Below are 20,829 nucleotides of genomic sequence, written 5' to 3'. Positions count from 1 at the left end.
TCTGGAAGGCATCCGCGAACCACTGCCCCGGCCTGACGTCGTCGCCGCGCTGGTTTGTATGGGTACGGACGGCCGGCACCTATGTGAACGCATTTGTCGGCCACCCGGTTAACTGGCACCCTCATCGTCCCGCGATTTCTGCATTTGAGCCGTCAGCGGAAATTACCAAATGCACCGCGGAGCTTCCGACCGAGATGGGCGGCCCCCGGTCCCCGGTCCCCGGCCCCCGGCGCACTGGGCTCGGCTACTGGTGCGCCGATATTGAGAGCCGACCCCCCTGTTCGAGCAGCCCTACAACGGAAGGATCACAATGTCCTCCCCCCACTCCAACAGTCCTGCCGACGCCACGCCCCAAGGGCCCGGCCCCGCCCGGACATGGACGCGCCGGAGACTGCTCCACGGCGCCGCCGCGTTCGCCGGGCTCGCCGCTTTCGGACCCACCCTGCCCGCCTACGCCGACGATGAGTCGATCAGCACGCAGGCCGCCGGGGCCAAGGCCAAGGCCATTGCCGCAGGCGTCACGCTCAAGGTGTTGGTCAACACGCCGCATGTCCCCATTCTCACCAAAGTTGTGGCCCCGGCCTGGGAGAAGATGACCGGAGGCAAGCTCGACGTAACGGCTGTTGCCTACGACCAGTTGACGGACAAGCAGATCGCGGATGTGCAGAGCGGGGCAGGCGAGTTCGACCTTTTCGACTACTTCTACTACGGGCTCGGTTCGTTGGTGGACGCGGGGGCCCTTCTCGATATGACGGACTGGATCGCCAGGCAGAAAGACCTGAACACCCGCGACTTCCTGCCGTCCATCTACGACACGTACACCCTCTACAAGGGCCGACGCTACGGCCTGCCGTACGACGGCGACCAGCACCTCCTCTACTACAACACAGAGATCTTCGACAAATACGCCCTGGAACCGCCGACAACCTGGGACGAGTACTACGCCGCCGCCAAGAAGATCACCCAAGCCGGCGGCGGTAAATACTACGGGGCTGTCGTGCAGGGGCAGCCTCAAGCACTGATCCTGGGCTGCGCCTTCATCAACCGCCTCGTCGGGTACGGAGGCACCCTCGTCGACCACTCCGGCAAGCCGACCCTCACCAGCGACGCTGCCGTAGCCGCTGCCCAACAGCTGATCGACATCAACCCGTACGCACTGCCCACACCCCTGACGGTTGGTTTGGACAGCTCCAACGCAGCCTTCCTCAGCGGCGAGGCTGCGATGATCGAAACCTGGACGGGCATGGCACAGCGGGCCGCCGACCCCGCACTGTCGAAGATCGTCGGCAAGTGGGGCGCGGTGGCGCTACCGCTCGGCGGAAGCAACACCAGGCACCGCACCCCGCTCAACACGGGATACGGCCTCGGCGTCTCGACCGCCTCGAGCCACCAGGCCGAGGCGCTGGCGTTCGCCAAGTGGGTGACAAGTACCAGCGAAATGCTCGTGCAGACCACCGCGCCGGACAGCGCCATCGACCCCAATCGCAAAAGCATCCTGCACTCCTCGGCCTACGCCCAAGCCACACCGGTCGCTGTCAACCTGATCCGGGCCGGACTCGACGGCCCTACGATGCCCTGGCCGAAAGACCCCAACGCCCCCCGCAACCTCCAGGCCCTGCTCGACCAACTCGCCCTGGCCATCGAGGGCAAGCAGAGCGCCGAAACAGCTCTCAAGAACGCGCAGGCATCCTGGGAACGATCACTGCCGTCATGACCGGCGCGCTGACGCGACACGGCCGCGCCTGCTCCGGCCTGCCGTTGGTGTCGCTCAGCCGGCCTGACGCTTGACGGTGAAGGTCGACGTGTACGAGACCTTGGTCTTCGACAACAGACGCTCGTCGTAACACGTCACCATGGCCGTTGCCGGGATCCTCGGGTTCATGGTTCCTGGTGCCGCCGCGCATGCGCGGGGAGGCGGGGAGATCGGCGTGGTGACCGCTTGGTGGCGACGCCGGAAGGCGTCCCGATGAGGCCGGACGGACGTGCGTCTCTTTACGGGCTTGGCTGCGGCCCCGGTCATCGGGTGACCGGGGGGCCGCATCCTTCACTTTCCGCCGTTGCTGCTGCTGCCGGAGTCCGGCGTCGAGCAGCCGCCTTTGCGGCAGCCGGGGATATCGCAGGACCGCAGGATGAATCCCTTCATGGGGTTCCCTCCTCCCTTATGTCTCGTTGGTCGCCCACGGCAGGGCGCACGTAGGCCAGGTGGTGTGGAATGTCGCCGGTTGGCAGTCCGTCAGGACTTTGTCGACGGGCTCGCCGAGCCACTGCCCGGCTTGGCGCAGGCGCCCGGCGGGACGGAATCCGGCGTTGGTGTAGGCGGCCATCGCCGCGGTGTTGGGGGCCTGGACTTTGAGCCAGGCCATGCATAACCCGGCTACCCGGAAGGTGAACCCAGGAATCTAAAGGGTGGATTAGATTGCGCGGCGGCGGGTCGTCGCGCTGCCGTCGCCCACAAACGCGCCCGCGCCCGTCCGGCGCCTTCTGGGGGTCAGAGCGCGGTGGCCGCCAGCCATGAGGCCAGCAGTTCGTGATCCCCGGCGGTGGTGATTCGCTCATGTTCCGGCCGCAGCCGGCCGTAGACGAGCAGCAGCAGGTCGCCTGCCGTGGCCCGCGCGGTGGCCGTGCCTTCGCTGTGGCCGCGTTCCCAGGTGAAGCCGCCGCCGCCGATCTTGATCACCCACTCGGTGCCCGTGTCGGTGGCGTACAGGTGCACGGCCTCACCGTCCAGGCCCAACTGGCGGATGTTTTCGGCGACCCTGGCGGCGAAGGGGAGGTGCTGCAGGAGCTCATCGACGCCGTCGGCCGCCGTCTCCCCGTCGATCTGCGGCCGGCGGCCAAGGGCGAGCTCGGCGTCCGCCAGATGGACGACGGCCTCGAAGAGCAGCCGGCGCGGCCAGAACCGCACATGCTGGTCGGCGCCGTGCGACCACACGGGCGTGTCGGGGTCGGCGGCGCGCAGGGTCCGCAGTGCCGCCGACCCTCCCGCCGCGAGCCAGGCCGGGTACTGGGACTCGTTCTCCGGCAGGTCGAGCGGGACGTCCCGGGACCAGATCCGCTCTGTAGCGCGGTGCCGTACCAGGTGCTCCACCCATCGGTGGGTGGTGCCGTGGTGCTTGACGAGGTCGGCGATCGTCCAACCGGGGCAGGTCGGTACGGGCGTCGTCGGATCGGCTGCGCCTACCAATCCGACAAAACGCGCGACTTCGGCTTCGACCGCCGCGCAGTACCGCTCGTGCTTCGGACCAGTAATCTCAGTCATCGCCCGACCCTACTCAGCCACGGCGGGACGGGCCGCTCATTTATACGACGTCGGAAAGCTCCTGCAGCAGCCGCCGCTTGGGGCGCGCGCCCACCATCGACTTCACCGGCTCACCGGCCCGGAACACCATGAGTGTCGGCATCGACAGCACCCCGTACGCCGCCGCGGTCGCCGGATCCGCATCCACGTCGAGCTGCACCACCTTGAGCCGGCCGGCCTGCTCCTCAGCCACTGCCTCCAGGACCGGGGCGATCATCCGGCATGGCGGGCACCACGAAGCGGTGAAGTCCACCAGCACGGGAACGTCGGACCGCAGCACCTCTTCGGCGAACGTCTCATCTGTCACCGACATCACACTCTGTGTTTGTGTCATCCGCTCTTCCCTTCTCGTCTCTCATCGATTCGGCTTACGAGTCACGACTCGTGCGGCGCCAGCTCGCAACGCGGCTCCGGGCCGCCGGGAACCTTCGCGGCGGTTTCCAGCTCCGCCAGGGCCAGTTGCGCCGCGACCTGGTCCCGCACCTGCACCAGCCGGGTGACGCAGTCGTCCAGCTCGGCCAGCTTGCGCCGGTAGACCTCCAGGGATGCCGGGCAGGAATCCCCCGCCGGATGGCCCGCTTGCAGGCACTCGACGAAGGGGCGGGTCTCCTCCAGCTCGAAGCCGAACGCCTGGAGCGTCTGGATCTGCCGCAACAGCCTCAGGGCGTCCGCGTCATAGCGCCGGTACCCGTTCTCCGTGCGGGCCGCCGGGAGCAGCCCCAGCGACTCGTAGTACCGCAACGTGCGGGTCGTCGTCCCCGCGTGCTCAGCCAGCTCGCCAATCCGCATCCGAGTACCTCATTTCGGCATCCCGCGCCAACACTCACGACGGTAGACCTTGCCGTGGGCGTCAACGCCAGCTGAGGTGCCTGTGAAGCGGATGTGAGCACCGCCTCGTCGTGGTGGCCGTCTCGGGCCGACCTCGGGGAAGGAGAATGGCGCGGGCCACACAACGAAGGGCAGGAACTGATGACGAGCGTTCTGGACGTCGACGCGCCGATGCCGGCGTTGCCGAGGGCGACGCCGGCCGAGTACGGCGTGGACCCGGCGAGCCTCGCGGACCTGTCCGGCCGGCTCGCCGCCGACGACCTCGGAGTCGACAGCCTGATGGTGCTCAGGAACGGCGCGGTCCTGTTCGAGCGGTGGTGGCACGAGCAGTCGCCGTCGCGCGCGCACGAGATGTTCTCGGTGACCAAGAGCTTCACGTCGACCGCCGTTGGCATGGCGTGCGACGAGGGACTGCTCGGCGTCGACGAGCCCGTACTCGCGTTCTTTCCGACGTACGCGTCCGCGTCGGTGCGGGCGAACGTCGGAGCGATGTCGCTGCGCCATCTGCTCACGATGTCCAGCGGCCATGGATCCGAGCTGTGGCCGACGATGAAGGACAGTCCCGACGCGGACTGGGTGCGTATGTTTCTCGAGACGCCGCTCGAACTGGCGCCCGGCGCGGGGTTTCGCTACAGCTCCGCGAACAGCCACCTGCTGTCGGCCGCGCTGGCGAACCGCACGGGCCGCACCATGGCCGAGTTTCTGGCTCCCCGCCTGTTCGAACCGCTTGGCATCGCGCCACCGCGCTGGGACACCGACAGCCGCGGCATCCCCGAGGGCGGCAGGGGCATGTGGCTGCGGACGGCCGACCTGGCCGCGCTCGGTCAGCTCTATCTCGACGGCGGCCGGTGGGGTGACCGCCGTCTCGTCAGCGAGGACTGGGTGGAGCAGGCCACCGGGGTCCGGATCGAGACCGATCTGCCGGGCGAGTGGGCACAGGGCTACGGGTTCCAGTTCTGGCGCGGCCTCGCCGGGACGTTCCGCGCGGACGGCGCCTACGGCCAGTTCGCGGTCGTCCAGCCGTCGCGCGGCATCATCGTCGCGGTGACGGCGTCCAGCAAGTGCACCGACGGGATCCTGGCGGCCATACGCGAATTCCTCGAGCCCGACGACCCGTCCTGAGCCGGGCTTGCCTGGCCGGGCAGCCCGGTTACGGACTTCTTACGTTCGCGGAGGCTTTGAGCGGATCGGACCCGCGGAACGTAGTTTCCGGGGAGAGGGACGTTCATGGAACCGCGTTTACCGAATTCTTCTGGAGACTTACGTAATGAAGCTTGCCAAACGCCTCACGCTCGCCGCCGGAAGCCTCGTCTTCGCAGGGGCGGCGCTGCTGGTGAGTGCGACGTCGGGACAGGCCGCGGCACCGCAGCACGAGCCGCAATTGTCCGGGATCCCGGCCGCGTTGCAGGTCCCGGCGGGGAACGAGCGGGTGGGCGTCTTCGGTGCGAAGGGCGTGCAGGTGTACGCGTGCACCGACGGCGCGTGGAAGTTCGTGGAGCCGGCGGCCACGCTCTGGGACAAGAAGGACCCGGGGAAGAAGACGGTCGCGCTGCACTCGCGCGGGCCGGTCTGGGTCTCGACGGTGGACGGCAGTGCGGTCAATGCCAGTGCGGTGGCGAGCGTTGCCCGTGACGGTGCCGTGCCCGAGCTGCTGCTGAAGGCGACGGCCACCCGCGGGGACGGCGTCTTCGGCAAGGTCAGTTACGTCCAGCGGCTGCGGACGGAGGGCGGCGTCGCGCCGACCGGCACGTGCACGGGCACGGGCCAGACAGGGGTGCCGTACTCGGCGACGTACGCGTTCTACGCGCCCGCCGCCTGACGATCCGGCGTTGCTCGGAAGCCCCTTGGGACGGTCCCGGGGGGCTTTTGGCGTGTCCGTGGCAGGATGCCGCTGTTGCCGGTGCATCGGGCGTTCGACGGGGGTGAGGTGGATGGGGCGGCCGGACGAACGCGGATCTGCCGGTGTGCGTATAGCTTTAGCGCGCCGCCCAAGATCCACGGCGTGCCTCTGTGACAAAGGAGAGGGAACCTATGCGCGTCGGAATCACTGGACACCGGAGCCTGTCGGAGAAGACCGAGGACATGGTGAAGGAAGCTATCCGTGGGGTCGTGGGCCGCCAGCCCGCTGATGAGCTGGTGGGGGTGTCCTGCATCGCGGAGGGACCGGACGCGTGGTTCGCGCAGGCCGTCCTCGAACACGGTGGGAGGCTTGAGGTCGTTGTGCCCGCGCTGAAGTACCGGGAAACGCTACCGCAGCGGCACCGACCCATATACGACGAACTGATCGGCCGGGCGTCCGAGGTGCACCAGACGGGGCTGTCGGACGCTGACCCGCATGCGTACATGGTCGGCAGTGAGGTGCTCGTCGGCCTGGCGGACCAGCTCATCGCCGTATGGGACGGCGGGCCCGCGCACGGGTACGGCGGTACCGCGGACGTGGTGACCTACGCCCTGCGTACCGGGATACCCGTGCGGGTCGTATGGCCGCAGGGGGCGAGCCGCGACTGACGTCCTGACCGACGACATGAGCGGGACCTACCGTTGTGAGGGTGAGCATGCCTTTGACCGTCCCGCGGCGACCGGTGCCCGTCATGCCGCTGCTGCCGTCCGCCGTCGGGCAGGTCTGGTACGTGGCGTTCGGGTCGAACATGCACCGGGCGCGGCTGGAGTACTACCTGGCGGGAGGCCGGCCGCCGGGCGGAGCACGTACGTATCCCGGGTGCAGGGACGCGCGGCGGCCGGAGCGGTCGGTGCCGGTGGTGCTGCCGGGGAGCCTGTACTTCGCGGGGGAGTCGCCGGCGTGGACGGGCGGGATGGGGTTCTACGACCCGGAGGCGCCGGGCGAGCTGTGGGGGCGGGCGTACCTGGTGACGGCGGGACAGTTCTCGGACATCGCTGCCCAGGAGATGCTGTGGGCCCCCGACCGGGACCTGGACCTGGCGGAGGTGCTGGCGCACGGCCGGGCGCGGCTGGGGTCCACCCGCTACGGGAGGCTGGTGTGCGCCGGCGCGCTGGACGGTGTGCCGGCACTGACCTGCACGGCGCCGGGCGGGATGGGTGACCTGGCTCTGAACAGGCCGTCCGCACGCTATCTGGCGTACATCGCGGGCGGGTTGGCCGAGGCGGGCGGCTGGGAGGCCGGGGAGATCACGGCGTACCTCGCGGGACGGCCGGGGGCGGCCGGGGCATGGAGTCCTGACGAGATCGCGGCGTTGGTCCTCTAGGCGATCGCCCGGACAGGACCTGGTCCTGCTGTTCGTCGATCCCGGCCATGAGGGCCTGGTGGCTGAGACGGACATGCTCGCGCATCACGCGCTCGGCGCCGTCGCCGTCCTTGGCGAGGATCAGGCCGAGCACGCGGTGGTGCTCGCTGTCGGACGCCTGGCCTTTCCCGAACTGCGGACCGAGATCGAGGAGATCGTCGAGGATGGCGACCGGCCGGCGATCCGCTGGCGCAGCACGGGCCGCCACACCGGGGCCTTCCTCGGCGTACCGCCCACCGGGGCCGGTGGAGGTGGCCGGAGCTGTGGGTGCGAGGCGGCGCGGTCGTGCCCGGTCCGCGTGCGAAGGAGCCGGTGGCGGCCGCCCGGTCCTCGTCGGAACGGGAACAGTTGGGGAGTTGACGCTGACGATGCCGTGCGGCACCTCGGGCGCGGCCTCCAAGTTGGTCGTCTAATGTGTGCGGGTCGGGAACGGAACGTACATGGAGGGGTTGCCACACATGGCGGACATTGAGTCGGCGAAGAAGGCGTTCGAGCGCTTTGACATCGACGGGGACGGGCTGATCACGGCCGCTGAGTTCAAGAGCGTGATGGCGGAGCTCGGGGACTTCAACGTCACCGAGACCGTCGCGCAGAGCTTGATCAAGCGCGTCGATACCGATGGGGACGGCAAGATCTCCTGGGAAGAGTTCTGGGCGGCCCGGCAGGCCTGAGCCCCGCGACGCCCGACGGCGGCCCGGGTCGTCCCGCCGTCGTGGCCGGGACGACCCCGGCCGCCGTCACGCCAGCACCTCGGCGAGCCGGCGCCATTCCGCCCGGGGCAGGGCACCGGGGGCGCCGCCGGTGACGATCTGCAGGGCGACGTGGTCCGCGCCGGCCGCGTGGAAGGCGTCGATGCGGCTGCGGATGCGTGCGTCGTCGCCCCAGGCGTACACGGCGTCGATGAGCCGGTCGCTGCCGCCGCCCGTGAAGTCGTTCTCTGTGAAGCCGAGCCGCAGCCATCCGTTCGTATAGTTCGGCAGCGCCAGATACCTGGCGAGGTACTGGCGGGCAATGGTGCGGGCGGTGTCCGGGTCCGCCTCCAGGACGACCTTCAGCTCGGGGGCGAGGAGCGGGCCGGGGCCGAGGATTTCGCGGGCCTGCGCGGTGTGCTCCTCGGTGACGAGGTACGGGTGGGCGCCCCCGGCGCGGTCGCGGGAGAGTTCGAGCATCTTCGGGCCGAGGGCGCCCAGCACGACACGCCCGGCCGGGACGCCGGCCGTCTCCAAGGCGTCCAGATACTCGACCATCGCAGAGTAGGGGCGCCGGTACTGGTCGGCGATCTGAGCGTGGCTCACCCCGAGGCCCAGCAGGAAACGCCCGGGATGCGCGGAATCCAGCTCCAGGAAGCGGGCGGCGGCGTCGGCGGCCTCGTACTGCCAGATGCTGAGGATCCCGGTGGCGACGGTGAGCTTGGACGTGGCCTCCACCAGTGGCACCGCGTGCTGGACGCCGCTGCTGCCGCCCAGCCAGACGGCACCGTAGCCGAGCTCCTCCAACTCGGCGGCGGCCTCCGGGATCTCGCCGCGATGAGCCCCCGAGCTCCAGATCCCGTAGCGGCCAACCCTGTCCCGCAGCCCACTCATCGTTCTGGCTCCCGTCGAAGTCCGGTGATTGCGGTGCCAACCCCGCACCGAAGGGGGCTATTCCGCATGCTCATCGGTTTCTCATGGCCAACTCACGGTTCTGTCAGGGCGGAGCCCTAGCGTCCTCAGATGATGTCACTGGAGCGTCATTGGCCAGGGACAGGATTTTCTCAGGTAAATCACAGATAAGAGCAAGGCCCCTCTCAGGCCCCGCTCACAGGATTGGCCCCATGACCGCGTCCTCATCTCCCGCCGCCACCGACCTCACGCGCCCCGACGGCTCAGCCGTCCGGGTTCTCGTCGTCGACGACGAGGCGGCACTCGCCGACCTGCTGTCCATGGCCCTGCGCTACGAAGGCTGGGAAGTCCACACCGAGGGCAATGGGGCCGACGCCCTGCGCTCGGCGCGCGACATCCGCCCCGACGCTGTGGTCCTCGATGTCATGCTCCCCGATATGGACGGGCTGGAGGTGCTGGCCCGGCTACGCCGTGAGACCCCGGACGTGCCCGTGCTCTTCCTCACGGCGAAGGACGCCGTGGAGGACCGCATCGCGGGCCTGACCGCCGGCGGCGACGACTACGTCACCAAGCCCTTCAGCCTAGAGGAGGTCGTCGCCCGGCTGCGCGGACTCCTGCGCCGGGCCGGCGCGGCCACCGCCCGTACCGAATCCCTGCTGTGCGTCGGTGACCTGGTGCTCAACGAGGACAGTCATGAGGTCAGCCGGTCCGGCACCGGTATCCACCTCACCGCCACCGAGTTCGAGCTCCTGCGGTATCTGATGCGCAACCCGCGCCGGGTGCTCAGCAAGGCCCAGATACTCGACCGGGTCTGGTCCTACGACTTCGGCGGACAGGCCAATGTCGTCGAGCTCTATATCTCGTACCTCCGCCGCAAGATCGACGCCGGACGTACCCCGATGATCCACACGCGGCGAGGAGCGGGCTATTTGATCAAGCCAGGCGAGGCGACGTGAGTGTCCCGTCCCCACCGGGCCCCCACCCAGGAAGCCCCCCGCTCGGGCCGCCGCGGCCCGGCCACAGACCCGGGTACAAGCCGGGTCACCGGCCGCGGCGGAAGTGGTCGATGCGGACCCGGTTGGTGGTCTCGTCGATCGTGATGATCGCGGTGGTTTGCTCGGTGATCGGCGCGGTCACCACACTCGCGCTGCGGTCCTTTCTCTTCCAGAAGGTGGACAAGCAGGTGGCCGACGTCGCTCAGCGCGCGGTGGGCGGGCCCTCCAAGTTCAGCGGCATCGACTTCCTCACCAACCCGGTGCTCGGACCCGGCGTCGTGGGCGCGCAACTGAACAACAGCGGCGAGGTGACCGCAGCCGGAGTCTCGGTCCCGTCGAACGACTACCGCGACCTCGACATCACCACCTTCAGCGCCGAGCAGGCCAAGGCCTTCGCCGGAGTGGCCAACGACCACCACGCGCACACCATCGTCATCCCCGGACATGGCAGCTACCGGGTGATTGTGATCACCAAGCAAATATCCGGCGCAATGCCGATCGTCGTCGGGCTGTCCATCTCGAGCATCCGGGACACCGTCAACACCCTCCTGATCGTCGAGCTCTGCCTCACCGCGGCCGGCCTCGCCGCCGCCGGGCTCGCCGGATCGCTCACCATCCGCTACTCCCTGCGCCCGCTGCACCGGGTCGCCGCCACCGCCGGCCGGGTCTCCGAACTCCCCCTCGCCCGCGGCGAGGTGACCCTCCATGAGCGCGTCCCCGAAGTGGACACCGACCCGAGGACCGAGGTCGGCCAGGTCGGCGCGGCGCTCAACCGTATGCTCGACCACGTCGGCTACGCGCTGCACGCCCGGCAGGCGAGCGAGACCAGGGTCCGGCAGTTCGTCGCCGACGCCAGTCATGAGCTGCGTACACCGCTGGCCTCGATCCGCGGCTACGCCGAACTGACCAGGCGCGGCCGGGAGGAGATCGGCCCGGAAACGCGGCACGCGCTGGGCCGGATCGAGTCCGAGGCCAGCCGGATGACCACCCTCGTCGAGGACCTGCTGCTGCTCGCCCGGCTCGACGCCGGCCGCCCCCTCGATCTCGTCGAGACCGATATGTCGCCGCTGGTCGTTGACGCCGTCAGCGACGCCAGGGCCAGCGCCGCCGGGCGCGACCACGTGTGGCGGCTGGAACTGCCCGACGACCCCGCGACCGTGCAGGCCGACCCCGCCCGGCTGCACCAGGTGCTGACCAATCTGCTCGCCAACGCCCGCACCCACACCCCGCCCGGCACCACCGTCATCGCCCGGGTCGTCCCGCGCGGGCCCGAAGTACTGATCGAGGTCGCCGACAACGGCCCCGGCATCCCGCCCGCGCTCCTGCCCCATGTCTTCGAGCGGTTCGCCCGCGGCGACGCCTCGCGCTCCCGCGCGGCCGGCAGTACCGGACTGGGGCTGGCGATCGTGCACGCGGTGGTCGCCGCGCACCGCGGAAAGGTCGTCATCGAGAGCGTCCCAGGCAACACGATATTCAGGGTTCACCTGCCCGTAACGCACTCACAGGTGCCTCTCAGTCTCGCCACAACGTCATGACAGCGCCTCACGGGAAAGTAGTTGCCATGCGCACCCAACAGCTTTCGCCGAACGGATCCCAGGCCCAGGTCCTGGGCACTCTGCCCGCACGAGAGCACCTGGCCGTCTCGCACAGCAAACCAGTGCTCGATGTCGTGATCCCCGTATACAACGAGGAGAAGGACCTCGAGATGTGCGTGCGCAGACTTCACGCCCACCTCACCCGGACCTTCCCGTACCCCTTTCGCATCACCATCGCGGACAACGCGAGCACCGACCGAACTCCGATCGTCTCCCAGGACCTCCAGGCCGAGATCCCCCAGGTGCACGCCTTCCGTCTGGAGCAGAAGGGCCGGGGCCGCGCCCTCAACACCGTCTGGTCCGCATCCGACGCACCCGTCCTCGCCTACATGGACGTCGACCTGTCGACGGACCTCAACGCGCTGCTGCCGCTGGTCGCCCCGCTGATCTCCGGCCACTCCGACCTCGCGATCGGCTCCCGGCTGGCCCGCTCCTCGCGCGTCGTACGGGGTGCCAAGCGGGAGTTCATCTCCCGTACGTACAACCTGATCCTGCGCGGCTCGCTCGCCGCCCGCTTCTCCGACGCGCAGTGCGGCTTCAAGGCGATCCGCAAGGACGTCGCCGAGCGGCTGCTGCCGATGGTGGAGGACAATGGCTGGTTCTTCGACACCGAGATGCTTGTGCTCGCCGAGCGGGCGGGCTTGCGGATCCACGAAGTGCCGGTCGACTGGGTGGACGACCCGGACTCGACCGTCCACATCGTCAAGACCGCGACCGACGACCTGAAGGGCGTCCTGCGGGTCGGCCGCGCCCTCGCCACCGGCGCCCTGCCGCTCGACCGGCTGCGCCGCCCCTTCGGCGACGACCCGCGTGACCGCGACATCGACGACGTGCCGGTCGGCCTGGCCCGCCAGTTGGTCGGCTTCTGTGTCGTCGGCGGCCTGAGCACCCTCTTCTACTTGCTGCTCTTCTCCCTCTTCCGGATGGGCACCGGCTCCCAGGTCGCCAACGCGCTGGCGCTGCTGGTCTCCGCCGTCGCCAACACCTCCGCCAACCGCCGGCTCACCTTCGGGGTCAAGGGCCGTGACGGCGCCGCCCGCCACCAGGCCATGGGCCTGGTCGTCTTCGCCATCGGGCTCGCGCTGACCAGCGGCTCCCTCGCCGCGCTGCACATCGCGAACCCCTCACCCACGCACGGTACCGAGGTCGCCGTCCTCATAGCGGCCAACCTCGCCGCGACGGTCCTGCGCTTCCTGCTCTTCCGCGCCTGGGTCTTCCCGGACCGCCAGGACACCGATGGCGTGGAGCAGCAGGTGGTCCCCGCCCCGGCCCCGGCCTGGCTGCCGGTGCGCCCGGGTACGCCGTACGACGCCCAGCCGCAGCCCTATGCCTCCCAGGGCGCCCAGCCCTGGGCCACCCAGGATCCCGCCTACCCGACGTCCGACCCGACCAGCCCGACCAGCCACCCCAACTCGTTCGACTCGTCCAACTCCTGGGACGCGACGGCGCAACTGCCGGTTGTGAACCCCCACGAACAGCATGATCCGAGGAGCTCTCGATGACCACGTCTCGCAACGACGAGGCCCAGATTCCAAAGGTCCCGGCGAGCGGAACGTCTTCACCCTGGCAGGCGCCGGAGGCCATGTCTCCGGCGCCTCCGGGCGCGTCCGCACCACCACCGGCGCCGGCCCAGGCGCCGGCCGGCGTACAGCGCACCCCCGTACCGGCCGACGCGCCCCCGCCGTCGGGCCCCCGGGCCACGGCCGGGACGAGCGGGACGGCCCTCGCGACCACCACCCAGGGCGGGACAACGACCGGCACGGCGACCGCGCAGCTCGCCGCGGCGGAGCCCGGCACCCTCCCCACACCGGCCGGACCCGGCGGGCAGCCGCCCGCCGACGAACCCGGCGAAGGCGGAGGCGGCGGTGGCGACGGCGAAGGCCCGAGCGGCTTCCCGGCCCGCGTCTGGCGCGGGCGCCCGGAGGACCCGCAATGGGTGCGCCCGGCGTTCCTCGGGCTGCTGCTGGTCACTGCGGTCCTCTACTTCTGGGACCTGAACAACTCCGGCTGGGCCAACTCCTTCTACTCCGCCGCGGTCCAGGCGGGCAGCAAGAGCTGGAAGGCCTTCCTCTTCGGATCCCTCGACTCCGGCAACTCCATCACCGTCGACAAGCCCGCCGGCGCCCTGTGGCCGATGGCGCTCTCCGTCCGCCTCTTCGGGCTCAACTCCTGGGCCATCCTCGCCCCCGAGGCCCTCATGGGTGTCGCGACCGTGGCTGTGCTCTACGCCGCCGTACGCCGCCGCTTCAACGCGGCCGCGGGCCTGATCGCGGGCGGCGTCCTGGCCGTCACGCCGGTCGCGGCGCTGATGTTCCGCTTCAACAACCCGGACGCGATGCTGGCGCTGTTCATGGTCGTCGCCATCTACTGCGTGCTGCGCGCGCTGGAGAACGCGAACACCAAGTGGCTGCTGCTGGCCGGTGCGGCCTTCGGTCTCGCCTTCCTCGCCAAGACCCTTCAGGCCTGGCTGATCCTGCCGCCACTCGCGATCGTCTACGGGGTGCTCGCCCCGACGACCTTGCGCAAGCGGCTCGGCCAGATCGGCCTCGCCGGGCTCGCGATCCTGGTCTCGGCCGGCTGGTGGGTCGCCATCGTCGAGCTGTGGCCCGCGTCGTCCCGCCCGTACATCGGCGGCTCGCAGGACAACAGCTTCCTCGGCCTCACCTTCGGGTACAACGGCTTCGGCCGGATCACCGGCAACGAGACCGGCTCCGTGGGCGGCGGCGGTGGCGGCGCCGGCGGCAGCCGGTGGGGCGCGACCGGTATCACCCGGCTCTTCGCCGCGGACATGGGCGGCCAGATCGCCTGGCTGCTTCCGGCGGCGTTCATCCTGCTCGTCGCGGGTCTGTGGCTGACCTGGCGCGCCAAGCGCACCGACACTCAGCGCGGTGCGTTCCTCGCTTGGGGCGGGGCGCTGCTGATGACCTTCCTGACCTTCAGCTTCATGTCGGGCATCTTCCACCAGTACTACAACATCGCCCTCGCGCCCTACATCGGCGCCCTCGTCGGCATGGGCGCCACGATGCTGTGGGAGCGGCGCTCGCAGATCGCCGCCTCGGCGGTGCTCGCCGTCACCGTCGTAGTCACGGCGATCTGGTCGTACGTCCTGCTCAACCGCAGCACCGACTGGTACCCCGGCGTCCGCTACGCGGTCCTCATCGGCGGCGTCGTCGCCGCTGTCGGCCTGCTCCTTGTCGCCAAGCTCGGCAGGCAGCTCGCCCTCGCCGCGGCGGGCCTGGGCATCGCGGCCTCGGTCGGCGGCCCGCTGGCCTACACCCTCCAGACCGTGAACACCGGGCACAGCGGCTCCATCGTCACCGCCGGTCCCGCTGTCCAGGGCGGCAGGGGCGGCTTCGGCGGCGGTGGTGGCGGCCGCGGCGGCTTTCCCGGCGGCGCGGCCGGCGGAACCCGGGCCGGCGGCTTTCCCGGCGGCGCCCAGGGCGGCCAGAACGGCCAGCCCCCGCAGCAGGGGCAGGGCCAGCAGGGCTTCCCCGGCGGTGCGGGCGCACGCGGTGGCATGGGCGGTGGTGGCGGCATGGGCGGCATGGGCGGTCTGCTCGACGGCGCCACCGTCAGCACCGCCATGAAGACGCTTCTTGAGACGGACGCCTCCAAGTACACCTGGGTCGCCGCCACCATCGGCTCCCAGAACTCGTCCAGCTACCAGCTGGCCACCAACGACCCGGTGATGGCCATCGGCGGCTTCAACGGCACCGACCCCTCCCCCACCCTCGCCCAGTTCAAGAAGTACGTGGCCGATGGCAAGATCCACTACTTCATCGGCTCCGGCAGCGGCGGCGGCCGTGGCGGTGCCATGGGTGGCGGCAGCTCCGGCACCGGCACCTCGATCACGTCCTGGGTCGAGTCCAGCTTCACCAAGAAGACTGTCGGCAGTGACACGGTCTATGACCTGACCGTCCCCAAGTCGTAGCAGGCATCAAGACCATCGAGTCGTAGCGACCACCAGCAGGGGCGGTGCCCCGGGGTCTTCTCCCCGGGGCACCGCCCCTTGTCCGCACCGGGCTGCGCTGGTTCGCCGAGTACCAGCCCTTCACACCGATCATCGAGACGCTGCGGGGCCTGCTGATGGGCACTCCGATCGGCAACAGCGCGATCATCGCCCTCGCCTGGTGCGTTGGTCTCACCCTGACCGGCTACCTGTGGGCGCGGGCGGCTTTCAACCGGGACGCCAAAGCCTAGTTGTACCGGACAGGCGTCGTGACGGTGTTTCAGCAGCGCCGAGTCCGCGTAGTGGATGGCGTCTTCTGACCGATCAGCAGGGGGGAACGTGGGGAACTCACGGAATGTCCCACATTCAATTGATTTGCCAACATATCCCCCAAATTGCCGAACCCAGATGAGTGGTCTTAGCTGGATGGCAGAGAGTTGGTCAGCCGAGAAGTACGTCACGCAGGAGGTGTCTGAGCATATGGTTACAGCACCGGTGCTCTGGAACAACGGCAAAGCGTACCTGTTCGAAGGCCGAATCTACTACCGCTACGACGTAGCGGCCGACAAGACCGACCCCGGCTACCCGAAGGCGATCGCCGACCACTGGCCCGGGCTGTTCCCGGACCGGGTCGACGCCGGCGTGGTGTGGAACAACGGCAAGGCGTACTTCTTCCGCGGCTCGGAGTACACGCGCTACGACATGGCCGCCGACCGGACCGACTCGGGCTACCCGAAGCCGATCTCCAAGGGCTGGCCCGGGCTGTTCACGGACCGGATCGACGCCAGTGTGGTGTGGCCGAACGGCAAGGCGTACTTCTTCCGCGGCTCGGAGTACGTGCGCTACGACATCGCCAAGGACAAGACCGACCCCGGCTACCCGAAGCCGATCGCTGAAAACTGGCCCGGGCTGTGGCCCGCGGACCTCAACGGCGGCGTCGTGTGGAATAACGGCAAGGCGTACTTCTTCCGCGGCTCGGAGTATGTGCGCTACGACATCGCCAAGGACAAGACCGACCCCGGCTACCCGAAGCCGATCTCCAGCGGCTGGCCAGGCCTCCCGTAGGCGCCAGCCCCTGACTGCCTCTCCGCGCGGTGTCAAAGCGCGGAGAGGCAGAGCGCGTGGGCCCGGCGCCCGGGTCAGGCCGACTTGTTCCGCCAGGCGCACCGCGACGACCACGGCTGATCTCGCAGGCAGGGACTTTGCAACAACCCTGGATTAGGTGCTGGGTCAGGACAATGGCACACCGTAAAACGGCCGTCCCACCCCGGCACCTAATGCCCCGCTCGGTCCCAGCCTGCGGGTTCGGGCCACAGCTCGGCCGTCACTCGTACCCGTGACCGCCGGGACGAAGTGCCTACGCTTGAGGCTCCCGGTGGTTCAACCGTGGCCAACTCGCCATCGAGTGGCCATTAACGCTGGGAATTGGCCACGCTCCCGGGGAAGCTACATCAGCGAGCGGAGGGCAAGCCCCCGGCCTTCAGGCCGGCCACGAATGCGGTCCAGGCCGGTGCGGGGAAGAGCAGCGCCGGACCGTGCGGGTCCTTGGAGTCCCGGACCGGGACGGTGCGGGGGACGCCGTCGGCGACCTCTAGGCACTCGCCCTGATTTGCGCTGTAGGTGCTTTTGCGCCACGCAGCGTGGCCGAGGTCTATGACGGGCCGGTCCGAATGCCTCATTGAAGATCCTTAATGGCGTGTGCGATGAGTTCGCGCGACGGCGCCACATCGAGCGCTGCCGCCCGGAGCCGGTCAAAGGCCTCGCTGTAGAGCGCGAGGTCCTCATCCCGTTCGAGATAGAGGTTACTCGTCAGCGAATCGGCGTACACCACGTCGAGATCGCTCCGGACGGGGAACTCCAGGATGGTGAATGAACCGTGCAGTCCTGCGTGAGCGCCGGCCTGGTACGGCAGCACTTGCACGGTGATGTTGGGCTCTTCCGAGGCTTCCCGCAGGTGACGCAGCTGCTTGGTCATGACCTCAGCGCCGCCGATCTCCCGGCGCAGGACGGCCTCGTCCATGATGGCCCAGACCTTGAGTGGATCCGCCCTGCGGAGGGTGGCGTTCTGCCGCGCGAGCCGGACGTTCACGAGGGCGTCGATTTCGTCCTGCGGCGTGCCCGGCTGGAGCGCGTTGGTTACCGCGCGGGCGTACTCAGGCGTTTGTAGGAGGCCGTGGACCAGCGTGGTCTGGAAGCTCCGCACCGAGGCCGCTTCCGCTTCGAACGCGATGAATGACGCGTATCGGTGCGTGATCACATCGGAGTACGGCGCCCACCACACCCGACGCTTGCCTTCCCTTGCCAGCGTCGCGAGGGCTTCCCGCGTCTGCGGGTCGTTGATCTCGTAGGCGTCCAGCAGTGTCCCGACCTCGTTGGCACGGACGCCGGAGCGACCGGTCTCGACTCGGCTCACCTTGGACTGATGCCACCCGAGGCGCTCGGCCGCCTGGTCGACCGTGAGCCCCAGTCCCTCGCGGCTCTTGCGCAACTCGGCGCCGAGCATACGGCGGCGCATGGTGGGTGTCGCAGGCACGTTGGAACCTCCACGGAGGCGCTATGGGCGTTATGGGCTCACAGTGTCCCGCACAGGGGCAGCGGCAAGCCGCCATTTGTGGTGCATATGCACTTTCGGGTGATGGCCTTGCAATGCCTGGGTGGAAGTCGGCATGCTTCAGCGAGTGTCGGAACCATCACTTTCGGTGATGTCCATTTGCGGGCCTACCTGCCCGCGTCCTTGTCGTACGGCCAATGACAGACCCCGGCGACCGCTGTACCGGTCCCGGGGCGTGGTCAACCTGAAGAAAGCAGGTCGACGTGAAAAACCTTATCGTTCTCTGGTTCGCATGGGTGCGGGTGTTCTCCGCGCCACGCCCGCCCGGGCGGCACACACGCGCCCACCTCGCCGTTCACGGGCAACGGCCGCCCAAACTACGTGCCAAGGCGCTCCTGGCGCTCCCGGCACTCCCGGCGCAGCCGGGACAGTACCGGGTCCGGTTGCCGCTGGGGCCCGAGGGCAGCGCCACGATCCACCTCTGCTTCATCGCGGACGGCGAACCGCGTCAGCAGTGGTGGCGACGCCGGGCGCTCGTCCTGGCGACCGTGGGCATCGATATCGGTCCGCGCCGGATCCACGGCGTGGAGGTGGCGCGGTGACAGTCGCGGACGAGCCCCGACGGGCTCCTGCCCGACTCCGGAGTCATCCGCTGGGACCTCGGGGGCCGTATGTAGTGCGGATGAGGGCCGTAGAGGAGGACACGCCTCAGGACGTCCGGCACATCGCGGTACGCCTGCTGGGCAGTTGGAAGTGTGGTCAACGGGCGACGGAGGAAATGACGCTCGTAGTCAGCGAGTTGCTGACAAATGTGCTCCGGTATGCGCCGGGGCGGTGTTCGGTGAGATTCGACTTCACCGGCGGGGTGCTGCGGGTGGCGGTCGCCGACAGTTCGCCGGTGCTGCCAGAGATTCCCCGGGAACCGCCGGACTTCGGGGCGTCGCGCGGTCGGGGACTCTGGATCGTCAGCAGTGTGTGCGAGTCGTTCCGCTACGAGGCACTCGGCGGTGCGTGGTGGGGCAAGCGGGCCGTTGCCGGGATGAAGGTGGGCCGTGCGTACTGAGCTGTGGCGGTGCGGCTGACCGCGGGTTCGGGTTCCGGCTGCCCGCGCGGGCAGCCGGAACCTGTGTGCGGTCATGGGCCCGTCAGTCCTCTTGGACCAAGCGGGCGGGGAAGCCGCCGGTGGCGATGGGGCCCCAGCGGGTGGGGGTGATACGGATGAGGGATTTGCCTTGCTTGAGCATGGCGGCGCGGTACTCGTCCCAGTCGGGGTGCTCGCCCGAGATGGTGCGGTAGTACTCGACGAGGGGCTCGACGGAATCGGGGGCGTCGATGACCTCGGCGGTGCCGTCGATCTGCACCCAGGGGCCGTTCCACTCGTCGGAGAGGATGATGACGCTGACGCGGGGATCCCGTTGGGCGTTACGGGTCTTGGCGCGTTCGGGGTAGGTGGACAGGACCAGCCGGCCCGAGAAGTCGACCCCAAGGGTCAGGGGTGATCCCTGGGGCCGCCCGTCGGCCCGTGTGGTGAGCAGGATCGCGCGGTGCCGGGGACGGACGAACTCCAGCAGCTGGTCGAGAGCCACGACCGTGTTGGTCGCGATGTAGGCAGCCATGATCTCAGCTTATGTTGTGGAGCGGGCCGGTTCAGGGCGGTGCACCCCATGTGGGCGGTAGCCGAGGAGATCGGAGCCAATGGGCGCTACGGGATACCGGCTATGCGCTGGGGAGCGCCGTTCCCTGGACCGCCTGGATGTCGAGCTCGACCCGCAGGGTGGTGCCGATCAGGGCTATGCCTGCCTGGACGACCTGGTTGTAGTTCATCGAGAAGTCCTCGCGCCGCAGCTCGGCCGTCGCCCGGAAGGAGGCCCTCACGCCGCCCCACGCGTCCGGGCCCGTGCCCAGGTAGGCCAGATCGAGGCTGACCGGGCGGATCACGCCGTGCATGGCGAGTTCGCCGCGCACCGTCCAGCGGTCCTCGCCGGCCGGGGTCAGGCCCGTACCGCGGTAGGTGAGCTTGGGATGGACGTCGACGTCGAGGAAGTCGGCGGAGCGGAGATGGCCGTCGCGCATGGGGTTGGCGGTGTCGATGGAGGCGGCCTCGATGACGGCGTCGACGGTCGATTCGAGGACGTTCTCGGCGATGTCGATGCGGCCGCCGAACTCGGTGAAGCGTCCGTGCACGCTGGAGAGGCCGAGGTGCTGGGCGCCCGCGCTCACGGAGGAGTGCGCCGGGTCGATGGTCCAGGGGCCGGGTGGCGGCAGCTCGGTGCCGCCGGACCGCGCGAGTACGAGGACGCCGAGCTCGGCGGAGCCGGAGGCGGTGACGAGCGCGGTTGAGGCGGCGGGCCGGTAGCCGACGGCCGTGACGATGGCTGTGTAAGGACCGGGCGCCAGGGGCCCGGTCCTTACGACCCCCTCGTGGTCGGCGGCTTCCCGGACCACTTGGTTGCCAGCCATGTCGGTGACGGTCAGCACCGCGTGCTGGACGGCCCAGCCGTCCTTGGTGCGGATTCGGGCGCGTACGCCGCTGGTGTTGACACTCATCTGCTCTGCTCGCCTTCTGTCACGATGTGCGGGCGCCTGCGGCGGGCCGGTGGCCGGTCTTGTGCTCACTCGTTCCGCCCTGCGGAACGCCTGCCCACAACAGTCGCACTATCCAGTCCGTCCGGCGTTTGAGGACCGGGCCTGGGCCGGAGTCCCAGTTTAGGGAAGGGGTGGGGAGGGGTTGGGCGCCGCAGGCGCCCCG

The 20,829-nt window shown here is 69.3% G+C and carries 23 protein-coding genes and 1 pseudogene; 15 read left to right on the top strand and 9 right to left on the bottom strand.

Translation table 11 applies throughout. The features are described 5' to 3' along the window. Positions 1–310: 310 nt before the first annotated feature. On the top strand, positions 311–1,714 hold the full coding sequence (locus tag FCI23_RS11065) for an ABC transporter substrate-binding protein (protein WP_136723330.1): 1,404 nt from the start codon (positions 311–313) through the stop codon (positions 1,712–1,714). A 445-nt stretch (positions 1,715–2,159) separates the two neighbouring features. Here FCI23_RS11065 and FCI23_RS11060 read toward each other — a convergent pair whose 3' ends face one another. The 4 genes from FCI23_RS11060 to FCI23_RS11045 form a co-directional block, all read right to left on the bottom strand. Next, positions 2,160–2,363 (bottom strand): GNAT family N-acetyltransferase, encoded by a 204-nt coding sequence (locus FCI23_RS11060; protein WP_136723329.1) that lies wholly within the window; start codon positions 2,361–2,363, stop codon positions 2,160–2,162. 125 nt (positions 2,364–2,488) lie between these two features. Beyond that, positions 2,489–3,259 carry a maleylpyruvate isomerase family mycothiol-dependent enzyme gene (locus tag FCI23_RS11055; protein WP_136723328.1) on the bottom strand — a complete coding sequence of 257 codons (771 nt, stop codon included), beginning with the start codon at positions 3,257–3,259 and terminating at the stop codon, positions 2,489–2,491. A gap of 40 nt (positions 3,260–3,299) precedes the next feature. Beyond that, positions 3,300–3,632 (bottom strand): thioredoxin, encoded by a 333-nt coding sequence (trxA, locus tag FCI23_RS11050; protein ID WP_136723327.1) that lies wholly within the window; start codon positions 3,630–3,632, stop codon positions 3,300–3,302. Between the two features lie 41 nt (positions 3,633–3,673). After that, complete coding sequence (locus FCI23_RS11045) at positions 3,674–4,087, bottom strand: MerR family transcriptional regulator (RefSeq protein ID WP_136723326.1); 414 nt, start codon at positions 4,085–4,087, stop codon at positions 3,674–3,676. Positions 4,088–4,267: 180 nt separating this feature from the next. Here FCI23_RS11045 and FCI23_RS11040 point away from each other — a divergent pair, with 180 nt between their 5' ends. From FCI23_RS11040 to FCI23_RS11015, 6 genes are all read left to right on the top strand, one after another. Next, a complete protein-coding gene (locus FCI23_RS11040; protein ID WP_136723325.1) occupies positions 4,268–5,248 on the top strand; it encodes a serine hydrolase domain-containing protein in 981 nt (326 codons plus the stop codon). A gap of 145 nt (positions 5,249–5,393) precedes the next feature. Then, positions 5,394–5,945 (top strand): DUF3455 domain-containing protein, encoded by a 552-nt coding sequence (locus tag FCI23_RS11035; RefSeq protein WP_136723324.1) that lies wholly within the window; start codon positions 5,394–5,396, stop codon positions 5,943–5,945. Between the two features lie 212 nt (positions 5,946–6,157). Further along, positions 6,158–6,634: a hypothetical protein gene (locus FCI23_RS11030; RefSeq protein WP_136723323.1), complete on the top strand. Its 477-nt coding sequence runs from the start codon at positions 6,158–6,160 to the stop codon at positions 6,632–6,634. A gap of 47 nt (positions 6,635–6,681) precedes the next feature. Then, entirely contained in the window at positions 6,682–7,350 is a 669-nt protein-coding gene (locus tag FCI23_RS11025) for a histone deacetylase (RefSeq protein WP_407645952.1), read from the top strand. A gap of 73 nt (positions 7,351–7,423) precedes the next feature. Beyond that, a complete protein-coding gene (locus FCI23_RS59440; RefSeq protein WP_246143651.1) occupies positions 7,424–7,861 on the top strand; it encodes an ester cyclase in 438 nt (145 codons plus the stop codon). After that, positions 7,848–8,060, top strand: coding sequence for an EF-hand domain-containing protein (locus FCI23_RS11015; RefSeq protein WP_136723322.1), 213 nt, complete (start codon positions 7,848–7,850; stop codon positions 8,058–8,060). The genes FCI23_RS59440 and FCI23_RS11015 overlap by 14 nt, the downstream gene beginning before the upstream one ends. Positions 8,061–8,126: 66 nt before the next feature. Here the strand turns inward: FCI23_RS11015 and FCI23_RS11010 are convergent, their stop codons facing one another. Beyond that, a complete protein-coding gene (locus FCI23_RS11010) occupies positions 8,127–8,972 on the bottom strand; it encodes an LLM class F420-dependent oxidoreductase (RefSeq protein ID WP_136723321.1) in 846 nt (281 codons plus the stop codon). A 230-nt stretch (positions 8,973–9,202) separates the two neighbouring features. On the opposite strand from FCI23_RS11010, the gene FCI23_RS11005 reads away from it, so the two are divergent. The 6 genes and pseudogenes from FCI23_RS11005 (at position 9,203) to FCI23_RS10980 (ending at position 16,594) form a co-directional block, all read left to right on the top strand. After that, positions 9,203–9,946 carry a response regulator transcription factor gene (locus FCI23_RS11005; protein WP_136723320.1) on the top strand — a complete coding sequence of 248 codons (744 nt, stop codon included), beginning with the start codon at positions 9,203–9,205 and terminating at the stop codon, positions 9,944–9,946. A 110-nt stretch (positions 9,947–10,056) separates the two neighbouring features. Then, positions 10,057–11,520: a sensor histidine kinase gene (locus tag FCI23_RS11000; RefSeq protein ID WP_136723319.1), complete on the top strand. Its 1,464-nt coding sequence runs from the start codon at positions 10,057–10,059 to the stop codon at positions 11,518–11,520. A 26-nt stretch (positions 11,521–11,546) separates the two neighbouring features. After that, a complete protein-coding gene (locus FCI23_RS10995; protein ID WP_136723318.1) occupies positions 11,547–13,082 on the top strand; it encodes a bifunctional glycosyltransferase family 2/GtrA family protein in 1,536 nt (511 codons plus the stop codon). Further along, entirely contained in the window at positions 13,079–15,511 is a 2,433-nt protein-coding gene (locus tag FCI23_RS10990) for an ArnT family glycosyltransferase (protein ID WP_246143632.1), read from the top strand. The genes FCI23_RS10995 and FCI23_RS10990 overlap by 4 nt, the downstream gene beginning before the upstream one ends. An 89-nt stretch (positions 15,512–15,600) precedes the next feature. Continuing rightward, positions 15,601–15,780 (top strand): annotated as a pseudogene (locus FCI23_RS10985) (ABC transporter permease); the annotation flags it as partial. 229 nt (positions 15,781–16,009) lie between these two features. After that, entirely contained in the window at positions 16,010–16,594 is a 585-nt protein-coding gene (locus tag FCI23_RS10980; RefSeq protein WP_169316761.1) for a hemopexin repeat-containing protein, read from the top strand. 386 nt (positions 16,595–16,980) lie between these two features. On the opposite strand, the gene FCI23_RS10975 is transcribed toward FCI23_RS10980, so the two are convergent. Continuing rightward, positions 16,981–17,208, bottom strand: a complete 228-nt coding sequence (locus tag FCI23_RS10975; protein ID WP_136723316.1) for a DUF397 domain-containing protein — start codon at positions 17,206–17,208, stop codon at positions 16,981–16,983. Further along, positions 17,205–18,062 (bottom strand): helix-turn-helix domain-containing protein, encoded by an 858-nt coding sequence (locus FCI23_RS10970; RefSeq protein WP_136723315.1) that lies wholly within the window; start codon positions 18,060–18,062, stop codon positions 17,205–17,207. The genes FCI23_RS10975 and FCI23_RS10970 overlap by 4 nt, the downstream gene beginning before the upstream one ends. 281 nt (positions 18,063–18,343) lie before the next feature. Here FCI23_RS10970 and FCI23_RS10965 point away from each other — a divergent pair, with 281 nt between their 5' ends. Both FCI23_RS10965 and FCI23_RS10960 read left to right on the top strand, forming a co-directional pair. Next, positions 18,344–18,682 carry a hypothetical protein gene (locus FCI23_RS10965; protein WP_136723314.1) on the top strand — a complete coding sequence of 113 codons (339 nt, stop codon included), beginning with the start codon at positions 18,344–18,346 and terminating at the stop codon, positions 18,680–18,682. A gap of 80 nt (positions 18,683–18,762) precedes the next feature. Next, complete coding sequence (locus tag FCI23_RS10960) at positions 18,763–19,143, top strand: ATP-binding protein (RefSeq protein WP_136723313.1); 381 nt, start codon at positions 18,763–18,765, stop codon at positions 19,141–19,143. An 82-nt stretch (positions 19,144–19,225) separates the two neighbouring features. On the opposite strand, the gene FCI23_RS10955 is transcribed toward FCI23_RS10960, so the two are convergent. Further along, positions 19,226–19,696, bottom strand: coding sequence for a PPOX class F420-dependent oxidoreductase (locus FCI23_RS10955; RefSeq protein ID WP_136723312.1), 471 nt, complete (start codon positions 19,694–19,696; stop codon positions 19,226–19,228). Positions 19,697–19,796: 100 nt separating this feature from the next. Further along, positions 19,797–20,627 (bottom strand): YceI family protein, encoded by an 831-nt coding sequence (locus FCI23_RS10950; RefSeq protein ID WP_136723311.1) that lies wholly within the window; start codon positions 20,625–20,627, stop codon positions 19,797–19,799. Positions 20,628–20,829 lie beyond the last annotated feature (202 nt).

The organism is Actinacidiphila oryziradicis (assembly GCF_005047355.1).
Taxonomy (GTDB): Bacteria; Actinomycetota; Actinomycetes; order Streptomycetales; family Streptomycetaceae; genus Actinacidiphila; species Actinacidiphila oryziradicis.
Note: the sequence above shows the minus strand (reverse complement) of the source record. Positions and strands in the feature narration are given on the sequence as shown.

Excerpts from the sequence above, each read along its gene's own strand:
- FCI23_RS11065 (WP_136723330.1), top strand. The coding sequence starts at position 311 with ATGTCCTCCCCCCACTCCAACAGTCCTGCCGACGCCACGCCCCAAGGG.
- FCI23_RS10955 (WP_136723312.1), bottom strand. The coding sequence starts at position 19,696 with ATGGCTGCCTACATCGCGACCAACACGGTCGTGGCTCTCGACCAGCTG.
- FCI23_RS11015 (WP_136723322.1), top strand. The coding sequence starts at position 7,848 with ATGGCGGACATTGAGTCGGCGAAGAAGGCGTTCGAGCGCTTTGACATC.
- FCI23_RS11025 (WP_407645952.1), top strand. The coding sequence starts at position 6,682 with ATGCCTTTGACCGTCCCGCGGCGACCGGTGCCCGTCATGCCGCTGCTG.
- FCI23_RS10980 (WP_169316761.1), top strand. The coding sequence starts at position 16,010 with ATGGTTACAGCACCGGTGCTCTGGAACAACGGCAAAGCGTACCTGTTC.
- FCI23_RS11005 (WP_136723320.1), top strand. The coding sequence starts at position 9,203 with ATGACCGCGTCCTCATCTCCCGCCGCCACCGACCTCACGCGCCCCGAC.
- FCI23_RS10960 (WP_136723313.1), top strand. The coding sequence starts at position 18,763 with ATGAGGGCCGTAGAGGAGGACACGCCTCAGGACGTCCGGCACATCGCG.
- FCI23_RS11060 (WP_136723329.1), bottom strand. The coding sequence starts at position 2,363 with ATGGCCTGGCTCAAAGTCCAGGCCCCCAACACCGCGGCGATGGCCGCC.
- FCI23_RS11000 (WP_136723319.1), top strand. The coding sequence starts at position 10,057 with ATGCGGACCCGGTTGGTGGTCTCGTCGATCGTGATGATCGCGGTGGTT.
- FCI23_RS10995 (WP_136723318.1), top strand. The coding sequence starts at position 11,547 with ATGCGCACCCAACAGCTTTCGCCGAACGGATCCCAGGCCCAGGTCCTG.
- FCI23_RS59440 (WP_246143651.1), top strand. The coding sequence starts at position 7,424 with ATGCTCGCGCATCACGCGCTCGGCGCCGTCGCCGTCCTTGGCGAGGAT.
- FCI23_RS10950 (WP_136723311.1), bottom strand. The coding sequence starts at position 20,627 with ATGAGTGTCAACACCAGCGGCGTACGCGCCCGAATCCGCACCAAGGAC.
- FCI23_RS11040 (WP_136723325.1), top strand. The coding sequence starts at position 4,268 with ATGACGAGCGTTCTGGACGTCGACGCGCCGATGCCGGCGTTGCCGAGG.
- FCI23_RS11045 (WP_136723326.1), bottom strand. The coding sequence starts at position 4,087 with ATGCGGATTGGCGAGCTGGCTGAGCACGCGGGGACGACGACCCGCACG.
- FCI23_RS10975 (WP_136723316.1), bottom strand. The coding sequence starts at position 17,208 with ATGAGGCATTCGGACCGGCCCGTCATAGACCTCGGCCACGCTGCGTGG.
- FCI23_RS11030 (WP_136723323.1), top strand. The coding sequence starts at position 6,158 with ATGCGCGTCGGAATCACTGGACACCGGAGCCTGTCGGAGAAGACCGAG.
- FCI23_RS11035 (WP_136723324.1), top strand. The coding sequence starts at position 5,394 with ATGAAGCTTGCCAAACGCCTCACGCTCGCCGCCGGAAGCCTCGTCTTC.
- FCI23_RS11010 (WP_136723321.1), bottom strand. The coding sequence starts at position 8,972 with ATGAGTGGGCTGCGGGACAGGGTTGGCCGCTACGGGATCTGGAGCTCG.
- FCI23_RS10990 (WP_246143632.1), top strand. The coding sequence starts at position 13,079 with ATGACCACGTCTCGCAACGACGAGGCCCAGATTCCAAAGGTCCCGGCG.
- FCI23_RS11055 (WP_136723328.1), bottom strand. The coding sequence starts at position 3,259 with ATGACTGAGATTACTGGTCCGAAGCACGAGCGGTACTGCGCGGCGGTC.
- trxA (WP_136723327.1), bottom strand. The coding sequence starts at position 3,632 with ATGACACAAACACAGAGTGTGATGTCGGTGACAGATGAGACGTTCGCC.